A 9,043-nucleotide genomic window follows, 5' to 3' on the forward strand; every position below is an offset into this window, starting at 1 on the left:
TCATGATCGCCGCGGTAGCGCTGGTGGGCAGGCCCAGGGCCAGCAAGGCGCCCATGGCGGTGCCGGCGGTGGCATTGCCAGCGGCTTCCGGAGCAGCCACGCCTCGGATGGAACCGATCTGGCCGAATTCGATATCGCCGCGGCGCTTGGCCAGGCGCTTTTCGGTGCCGTAGGCCAGGAAGGTCGGAACCTCGGAACCGCCAGCAGGGATGATGCCGAAAGGCAGGCCGAAAGCGGTACCGCGCAGCCATGCCGGCAGGGCCTTCTTGATGTCGTGGCGGTGCAGGCGCGGACGGCCGCTTGGCTTGATCTTCACGGCTTCCGGATCGCGGTGGATGCGCGAGGCAATGTGCAGTACTTCACCCAGGGCCAGCAGGCCTACGGTGATCACCACAATGGAAATCCCGTCGAAGAGCTGCGGCAGGCCCAGGGTGTAGCGGATGGTTCCCGAAGGCCCATCCACCCCGACCATGGCCAAGACCAAACCGATGCCCAGGGCCACCAGGCCCTTGACGATGGAATCGGAGACTACCGAGGAGATTGCAAGGAAGGCGAAGACCGCCAGCGCGAAGTATTCAGCCGGACCGAAAGCGGTGGCCAGCTTGACCAGGGTCGGGGCGAAGAACACCACGACGGTGGTGGCCAGCAGGCCGCCAATGAAGGCGCCCATGGCCGCAGTTGCCAGGGCCTTGGCGGCCAGGCCGTTGCGGGCCATCCGGTGGCCTTCGAAGGTCGAGGCGATCGCCGAGGAATTGCCCGGCGTATTGAGCAGGATGCCGGAGGTGGAGTCGCCGAACAGCCCGCCGTAGTAGACGCCGGCGAACATGATGAATGCCGCGGTGGGATCCAGCGAGAAGGTAATAGGCAGCAGCAGCGCCACGGCCATCGCCGAGCCCAGGCCGGGCAGCACGCCTACGGCGGTGCCCAGCAGGGCGCCAAGCAGCACCCACAGCAAGTTCATGGGGGTCAGTGCGTTTGAGAATCCCTCAAGCAGCAGATTGAGCTGTTCCATCTAGAGCAGTCCTTCCAGGAATCCCGCAGGCAGGTTCAATCCCAGTCCGGCGTTGAAAGCCAGCTGGATCACGCAAGAGAAGAGCAGTGCAATACTCACGTCGAATAGCGCTTTCTTGCTGCCCAGTGCGCGGGCAACGACCCAGAACAGGGCTGCCGCGCTGAGGATCCAGCCGGCATAAGGCAGGATCAGGATGAAGCCGATGACGCCGGCAACCACCATGCCCATGGTCTTCCAGTCCGACTGGGTCTTGTACTGCTTTTCTTCCGCGGCCGGCGCGGCTGCGCCGCCGCGCGGGGCGCGGAAAATCTGGATGGTGTGGGCAATGACCACGCCGTAGAGCAGCACGCACACGATGGTCGGGAAGAACTGCGGGCCGGGGACCGACTTTCCCAGTACCTCCATGGTGGCGGTCTGCCAAGTCAGGAAGACCGCCAGGGCCAGTACCAGAGCCGGGACGATCAGTTCGCTGCGCCCGCTGAAGAAGTTCTGGGCAGGGGCGGCGTTGCGGCCGGTGCCGGTGCCGTTGCCGGTGCCTTCTGTTGCTTGGGGTGCTTGAATGCTCATAGTCCCAGTCCCTTGACGATTTGTTCCGTGACTTCGATTTCGCTGTCTACGTAGTCTTCGAATTCCTTGCCGATCATGAAGCTGTCGGTCCAGTTATTGCGCTCCAGCGCATCTTTCCACTGCTCGGATTCATGGATTTCGTGGACCATGTCCACGAAGACCTGCTTGTCCTCTTCGGTGATGCCCGGGGCACCGACGAAGCCGCGCCAGTTGGCCATGACCGCGTCAACTCCCTGTTCCTTGAAGGTCGGGACGTCGACCCCCGGCAGCCGTTCTTCGGAGGAGATGGCCAGCGCCCGCAGGTTTCCGGCTTCGATCTGGTCAGCTACTTCGTTATAGCCGGACATGCCGCCAACGGTGGTGCCTGCCAGCATCGAGGTCAGTGCCTCGCCGCCGCCGGAGTAGGCGATGTAGTTGGCCTTGGACGGGTCGATGCCCACTTCCTGGGCCACCGCACCGGTGAGCAGGTGGTCAATCGAACCCAGCGAACCGCCGGCAATCGAGGTTTTCCCCGGGTCCTTCTTCCAGGCCGCGATGAACTCGTCCAGGGTCTTGATCTCGGACTTGGCCGGCACTACCAGCACCGCGTAGTCATCAGACATGCGCGCGACCAGCTCCACGTCCTTCATGGTGGCTTCGGAGTTGGCCAGCTCGATGGCGCCGATCATCACCCCGCCGGTGGCCATGAGCATGTCGTGGCGCCCGGTCATCTGCACGAATTGGCTCAAGCCGATGGTGCCGCCAGCTCCGGGGATGTTCGTGACCTGCACGTTGTTCACTGCGCCGATGGACTTCAGTGCCTGCTGGGCTTCACGGGCGAAGCCGTCCCAGCCGCCGCCGGGCGAGGCAGGGGCCATGATGACCAACTTGTTCCGCGCCGAGGACTCTCCGCCCGACGCTGCCGCGTTGGTGAATGCGAATCCCGCTACCGCCACGACGACAACGCCGTACAGGGACCGGCTCAAGATGCGTTTGCTCACCATTTTCCGTAACCTCATTGTTAGTGATTCACCTCACCGATTCCCGGTGCGGCCTTTCCCAGTGTGCAGTCAAAGTGAGCCGAAACACACCGGGAATGCGGTTCTGGTCATAACGGGCAATTAAGAAAATAAAAACAACGGGAGCAAGCGGGTCCACCATGCAATGGATAAAGAACAGCCAGCGCTTCCGGGTTCGCATCCTGTTCCTGCAATTAGCCATCGTGCTGATCACGCTGCTGGCAGTTTCGGTGATCGTGATGCGCTTCGAGATCAACCGGGTGGAGGACAGCGCTTTCAGCCGCGTCGCCCTGGTGGCCGAGGAAACGGCCCAGCTGGCCCCGATTGGCCACGCGCTGGCAAAAGATCCCGAAAACGCAGCCGAAGTCGTCGCCCCGCTGGCCCACCTGGCCGAATCGGCATCCGGAGTGGACTATGTGACCATTGCCGATTTGAACGGCATCCGCGTGGCCCACCCCGATCCCGGGTCCATCGGCCAGCCGGTTTCCTCGGATCATGAATCCATCCGCAACGGCGAAACCTTCAGGGGCGTGGAGGAAGGCCCCCTGGGCGTCACCCTGCGGGTGAAGCAACCGGTCTTCGATGAGGGGAAGATCGTTGGCACCATCTCCGTGGGCATCCTGCAAAGCAAGGTGCGCGCCAGCCTGGTTGATATCGTCTGGGCATTCGCGCCGTGGATTATCCTGGCCGTGGCCATCGGCTCCCTGGCGGCCGCGCTGGCCGAACGGGCCATCCGCAGGATCTACCGGGTTGATCCCGAAGAGGTGGATTCGCTGAAGCAGGCGCAGCAGGCGGTGCTCTACGGAGTCAGCGACGGCGTGCTGGGCGTGGATGGCAATGGCCGGCTCACCTTGGTCAACGGAGAAGCGCGCCGGCTGCTGGACCTTCCCGAGGACACTGTAGGCCAGCAAGCCGAAGAGGTCCTGGACCAGAGCCTGGTGGACCTGCTGCGCAGCGACTCCCCCGAGGCCGAATCGGTGCAGAACGTGCTTTCCGGAGAACGGGTGCTGATTGCCACCCGCCGCGAGGCGATGCTGGGTCCCAAGCACTATGGACGCACCCTGACCTTGACCGACCATACCGAGCTGGAAGAGACCTTGCGCGAGTTGCGCGGCCAGAGGTCCTTGGCCGATACGCTGCGCGCCCAGGCCCACGAATTCACCAACCGCCTGCATCTGCTCTCGGGGCTGATGTCCATCGGCGAATACGAAGAAGCCAAGGAGCATATCCAGCGTTTCTCCGGCGCTCGCGGCGAGCATCCGGAAACGCACCTGGGCGACCCCACCCTGTCAGCGCTGTTCGTAGCCAAGCAGGCGGTGGCCAGCGAAGCCGGGGTCCGGCTGGAACTGCACCCGTTCTCCGCGGTGGTGCCCGGAACCGCGATTGACGACGATGCCATCACCGTCGCCGCGAACCTGCTGGCCAACGCCATCGAGGCCGCCGGTGATGGCGGCGTGGTGTCATTGCACTTGAACGCCGGGCCCACCGGCATGCGCATCGCGGTCAGCGATTCCGGCCCGGGCATCAAGGAAGGCGACGCGGCCCGCCTGGTGCAGCTTGGCTACAGCAGCAAAACCGGGGCGCCGGGGGCAGTCCACGGACGGGGCATCGGCCTGGCCCTGGTCGACCGCATCCGGACCCGGCGCGGTGGCGTGCTGAAGTTCGGGTCCAGCGATCTGGGCGGAGCCGAGGTCATCGCCGCCTGGCCTCCGTTGAAGGGACCTATGGTTAAGCAGAGCATTCCCGTTCCCGCGCAAGGAGATTACTTCAATGATTAAGACACTCGTGGTCGATGACGACTTCGCAGTGGCCGGGCTGCATCGCCGCTACCTGCAGGGCATGGAGCATTTTGAAGTGGTCGGAGTGCTGGAGCGCGGTTCCGGCATGGTTCCCTTTGTGCAATCCGGGCAGGTGGATCTGGTCTTGCTCGATGTGCACCTGCCGGATCTGACCGGGCTGGAAGTATTGGCTCAGCTGCGCGCAGCTGGGTCCGACGCGCACGTCATCATGATTACCGCCAACAATGAACGCGATGCGGTGCGCCAAGCAGTGGGCCACGGCGTCGAGGATTACCTGGTCAAGCCCTTCACCGTGGACGAGTTCAAGCAGCGTCTGGCGCTCTATGCCCAGCGCGTTTCGGAGCAGCCCGGAGCGGTGGCGCAGCCAGAGGAGCAGATCGACGAGCTGGGCCAGGCCGAGATCGACCAGCTGCTCCAGGCCGCCAGTGGACGAGGGGAGGCCAGGATTCCCGAAGTCCTCGAACTGGCACCCGGGGCCGTCACCGGCGCCCAGACCGAACGATTGCCCAAGGGCTTCACCGCGCCCACCATGGCACTGGTCGGAGAAGCCTTGCGCAGCGCACCTGGCCAGCCGGATGGCACCTTGTCTTCCTTGGAGGTTGCCGAAATTTGCGGGATCTCCCGGGTCAGTGCCCGGCGCTACCTGGACTTCCTGGTCACGGCGGGCAAGGCTCAGCTGCGTCCGCGCTACGGTTCGGCAGGCCGTCCCGAGCACCGGTATTCGTGGGTCGGCTGAATTTCCTGCACTCCACTGGCTTTTAATGCACATTAGTGTATACACTAATTTCGGATCCACGTTTTCCCACGTCTTCATTTCCGAAAGGCCATCCCATGACAACCCATGCTCAGGAAACCGCTGCCAACGTCGCAGACGTCATCGTGGTCGGCGGCGGCAACGCTGCCTTCACCGCAGCGCACGCAGCAGTGACCCGAGGCCGCAAGGTACTGCTCCTGGAAAAGGCTCCGCGCGACCAGTTCGGCGGCAACAGCTACTACACCGCAGGCGCAACCCGCATCGCGCACAACGGCCTGGAAGACCTGCAGGATCTGGTGGAATTCGATGAGCGCCACCCGCTCTCCGAAGTTCCGCCCTACTCCGAGGCCGACTACGCCGGCGACATCGCCAAGGTAACCGAAGGCCGCAACGACAAGGAAATGACCGAAGTCCTGGTCAAGGAAGCAGCACCCGGCCTGCGCTGGCTCAAGTCCCTGGGCCTGAAGTACCGGCTGATGTACGAACGCCAGGCCTACAAGACCCCCGAGGGCGGCTACCTGTTCTGGGGCGGCCTGCACGTGGGCAACGTCGACGGCGGCGAAGGCCTGATGAAGGACCACCTGGAAGTAGCCCGGAAGCTGGGCACCGAAGTCCGTTTCGAGCAGGACGTCTACGGCCTGATCGTGGAAGAGGGCAAGGTGGTGGGCGTCAAGGTCCGCTCCAACGGCGAAGAGCAGGAACTGCGCGCCGAGTCGGTCATCCTCGGCGCCGGCGGCTTCGAATCCAGCCCGCAATGGCGCCAGGAGCACCTGGGCGAAGGCTGGCAGAACGCCAAGGTCCGCGGCACCCCATTCAACAATGGCGAGATGCTGGCCGCCGGCCTGGAAATCGGCGCCGCCAAGGGCGGGGACTGGAGCACCTGCCACTCGGTCCAATGGGACGCGCTGACCCCGAAGAACGAATCCAACCGCGAGCTGACCAACCGCCTGACCCGCCAGTCCTACCCGTTGGGGATCATCGTGAACAACCGCGGCGAGCGCTTCCTGGATGAGGGCGCGGACTTCCGCAACCTGACCTACGCCAAGTACGGCAAGGTGATCCTGCAGCAGCCGGACTCCATCGCCTACCAGGTCTTCGACGCTTCGCTGCGTCCGATGCTGCGCGCCGAAGAGTACGAGATGCCGGAGATCTCCGAGGTCATCGCCGACACCGTTGAGGAATTGGCGCAGAAGATCGGCGTGGATCCAGCGGCGCTATCCAAGACCGTCTCGGAATTCAATGCTTCCATCGACACCTCCATCGTCTACGACCCGAACGTGCTCGATGGGCGCGCCGCGAAGGTAACTCCGCCTAAGAGCAACTGGGCCAACCCGCTTGAGACCGGCCCGTTCTACGCCTACCCGGTCACCTGCGGCATCACCTTCACCTTCGGTGGCCTGAAGGGCAACACCGACGGCCAGGTGCTGGACGAGAACGGCGAGATCATCCAAGGCCTGTACGTCTGCGGCGAAATGCTCGGCGGCCTGTTCTCGGCCAACTACCCGGGCGGTTCCGGCCTGGCTGCCGGTGTGGTCTTCGGCCGGCGTGCCGGTAACCTTGCCTAAGTACTAAATCCCCTTGTTCCGCCAGTACGCCTGTACTGGCGGAACAATGGTTTTACCCGCCATCCAGCCTTAGACGAGAATGGGGATCATGGCCAAGCTCGATTCGGATTCAATCCATGCCCAGCTCAAGGACGACTTGCTGCAAGGCGCATTCCAGCCCGGGGATGCCCTGCGCGAGGTCGCCCTGGCAGAACGCTTTGGAGTTTCCCGCACCCCGGTGCGCGAAGCCCTGACCCGCCTGCTGCATGAAGGGCTGCTGGAGCGCCGCGCCCGCGGTCTTTTCGTCAAGGAAATCGACCCCGAACAGATCATGCAGGTCTACGACCTGCGCATCCTGCTCGAAGGCCAGGCCGCCCAGGAAGCCGCCTCGGTGCGCACCGAAGTGGACCTCATGCGGCTGCAGGCCCTGGTTGACCGGGACCGCGCACTGGCCGAACCAGATGACGCCACCCGCTTGGCCACCAACATCGAGTTCCACCGCGCGCTCTGGCGCGCCGCTCACAACCCGGTGCTGGAGGATCTGCTGGAGCGCCTGGCCACCCACCAGATCCATGCCCCGACATCCACGCTCTCGGTTGGCTCGCGGTGGACCGAAGCGCTGGAGGAGCACCAGTGCATCGTGGACAACATCCGCGAGCGCGACAGCGCCAACGCCTGCGGACTCATCCAGGCGCACATGGCCACCGCCAAGGCGCTGCGCTTGAAGATGTTCGCCAGCCTGATGCATTAGCGTCGGGCCCACGGCAGCCGGGACGTCTCGAGTTAGGCCAATGCATCGCTGGTCTGTAGACTGGAAGCATGGCTCTGGTTGTCTCAACGCATGCGCAGCGGCTTCTCGCTGCCGTTTTCCCCAAGGGAAAACTGCTGACCAAGCTAGCCAGCGGCACCAATGGGTGGTTGAGTTCCTGGGGAACCAACGCCCACGGCGAGATCGCCGGCTGCCCGCCACCGCGCCACTAGTTGCGCGGTCCCGATTCCTGGTTTTTCTCCGGTGGATTCCGCGCGCCCTCGTGCCCTTTTCCCGGATCCCAGAAAGACCCGTTACTTTGCCATACCCCTCAACTGGCGTATCCCGCCAAGCACCCCACGCCCTGTGGCGTGGAATCCGCCAAACCCTCAAGCAGGACTCGATGGGCGGGCTGCTGCTGCTCTGCGCCACCCTCGCCGCCTTGGTCCTGGCCAATTCCCCTGCAGCCCCATGGTACGAGGGGTTGCGCGACTTCCGTTTCGGCCCCGAGTCCCTGCACTTGAATCTCTCGGTCGGAGCCTGGGCCGCTGACGGCCTGCTCGCCATCTTCTTCTTCGTTGTCGGCTTGGAACTCAAGGAAGAATTCGTTGTCGGCAAATTGCGCAATCCGCGCACGGCGATCGTTCCGGTGGCCGCAGCCGTAGGCGGCGTGGCGCTGCCGGCACTGTTCTACGTCCTTGTCATCTCCGCATCGGGAAGCTCCGCCATCAACGGCTGGGCAATCCCCGCAGCCACTGATATCGCCTTCGCGATCGCCGTGATCGCAGTGGTGGGCAAGTTCCTGCCCCCTGCCCTGCGCACCTTCCTGCTCACGCTGGCGGTGGTCGATGACCTGCTGGCCATTTCCATCATCGCCATTTTCTACACCGATGACCTGGCCTGGTTGCCGCTGCTCCTCGCGCTGCTGCCACTGGCGGCATGCGCGCGGGCAGTGCAGCGCGGGGTCCGCGCCTGGTGGGTCCTGATCCCGCTCGGCGCCACCGTCTGGGCATTGGTGCATGCCTCGGGAATCCACGCCACGGTGGCCGGCGTGCTGCTGGGCTTCATGGTTCCGGTAATTGCCACCCAGCGGGCGCATGTGCCCACCGGGAGCACAGAGCAGGGCGAAGCGATCCACGAAGGCCTGGCCGCCCACTTCGCGGACCGGTGGTCCATTCCCTCATCCATCATCGCCATTCCGGTGTTCGCCTTCTTCGCCGCCGGCGTTCCGGTCGGCGGCCTGTCCGGACTGGGAGAAGCGCTGGCCAGCCCGGTGGCGCTGGGCATCATTGCCGGCCTGGTGCTGGGCAAGTCGATGGGCATCACCGCCGCCACCTTCCTGATCACCAGACTCCCGGGAATCAAGCTGGATGGCAGCATCAAATGGCCTGACGTACTGGGACTGTCCTTCGTGGCAGGCATCGGCTTCACCGTCTCCCTGCTGGTCGGCGAGCTGGCCTTCGGTCAGGGCGGCGAGGAAGCGCAGTACGTGAAGGTCGGAGTGCTGTGCGGTTCACTGCTGGCCGCGGTCATCGGCGCGGCGCTGCTCGGGTCGCGAAATCGCGCGTACCGCGCGGCAGCCAAGGCTGCTGCATAGCTAGCCCTGCTGCATCCTTCCTGC

General features: G+C 64.3%; 9 protein-coding genes. 6 read left to right on the plus strand and 3 right to left on the minus strand.

What is annotated here, in order from left to right; all coding sequences use genetic code 11:
- From ACNPM8_RS01445 to ACNPM8_RS01455, 3 genes are all read right to left on the minus strand, one after another.
- Nucleotides 1–1,012 (minus strand): tripartite tricarboxylate transporter permease (locus ACNPM8_RS01445; protein WP_448939117.1); only part of this gene is annotated, 1,012 nt, incomplete at its 3' end.
- Nucleotides 1,013–1,579 carry a tripartite tricarboxylate transporter TctB family protein gene (locus ACNPM8_RS01450; protein ID WP_448939118.1) on the minus strand — a complete coding sequence of 189 codons (567 nt, stop codon included), beginning with the start codon at nt 1,577–1,579 and terminating at the stop codon, nt 1,013–1,015. It lies immediately after the preceding gene.
- Nucleotides 1,576–2,559 (minus strand): Bug family tripartite tricarboxylate transporter substrate binding protein, encoded by a 984-nt coding sequence (locus ACNPM8_RS01455; RefSeq protein ID WP_448939119.1) that lies wholly within the window; start codon nt 2,557–2,559, stop codon nt 1,576–1,578. The genes ACNPM8_RS01450 and ACNPM8_RS01455 overlap by 4 nt, the downstream gene beginning before the upstream one ends.
- Before the next feature lie 158 nt (nt 2,560–2,717).
- On the opposite strand from ACNPM8_RS01455, the gene ACNPM8_RS01460 reads away from it, so the two are divergent.
- From ACNPM8_RS01460 to nhaA, 6 genes are all read left to right on the plus strand, one after another.
- Nucleotides 2,718–4,355 (plus strand): ATP-binding protein, encoded by a 1,638-nt coding sequence (locus tag ACNPM8_RS01460; RefSeq protein WP_448939120.1) that lies wholly within the window; start codon nt 2,718–2,720, stop codon nt 4,353–4,355.
- Nucleotides 4,348–5,112, plus strand: a complete 765-nt coding sequence (locus tag ACNPM8_RS01465; protein WP_448939121.1) for a response regulator — start codon at nt 4,348–4,350, stop codon at nt 5,110–5,112. The genes ACNPM8_RS01460 and ACNPM8_RS01465 overlap by 8 nt, the downstream gene beginning before the upstream one ends.
- 95 nt (nt 5,113–5,207) lie before the next feature.
- On the plus strand, nt 5,208–6,695 hold the full coding sequence (gene tcuA / locus ACNPM8_RS01470; protein WP_448939122.1) for an FAD-dependent tricarballylate dehydrogenase TcuA: 1,488 nt from the start codon (nt 5,208–5,210) through the stop codon (nt 6,693–6,695).
- A gap of 88 nt (nt 6,696–6,783) precedes the next feature.
- Nucleotides 6,784–7,425: a GntR family transcriptional regulator gene (locus ACNPM8_RS01475; RefSeq protein WP_448939123.1), complete on the plus strand. Its 642-nt coding sequence runs from the start codon at nt 6,784–6,786 to the stop codon at nt 7,423–7,425.
- A 68-nt stretch (nt 7,426–7,493) separates the two neighbouring features.
- Nucleotides 7,494–7,655 (plus strand): hypothetical protein, encoded by a 162-nt coding sequence (locus ACNPM8_RS01480; protein WP_166650850.1) that lies wholly within the window; start codon nt 7,494–7,496, stop codon nt 7,653–7,655.
- Nucleotides 7,656–7,741: 86 nt separating this feature from the next.
- Nucleotides 7,742–9,019 (plus strand): Na+/H+ antiporter NhaA, encoded by a 1,278-nt coding sequence (nhaA, locus tag ACNPM8_RS01485; RefSeq protein WP_448939124.1) that lies wholly within the window; start codon nt 7,742–7,744, stop codon nt 9,017–9,019.
- The last annotated feature ends 24 nt before the right edge of the window (nt 9,020–9,043 follow it).

The organism is Glutamicibacter sp. AGC46 (genome assembly GCF_053543715.1).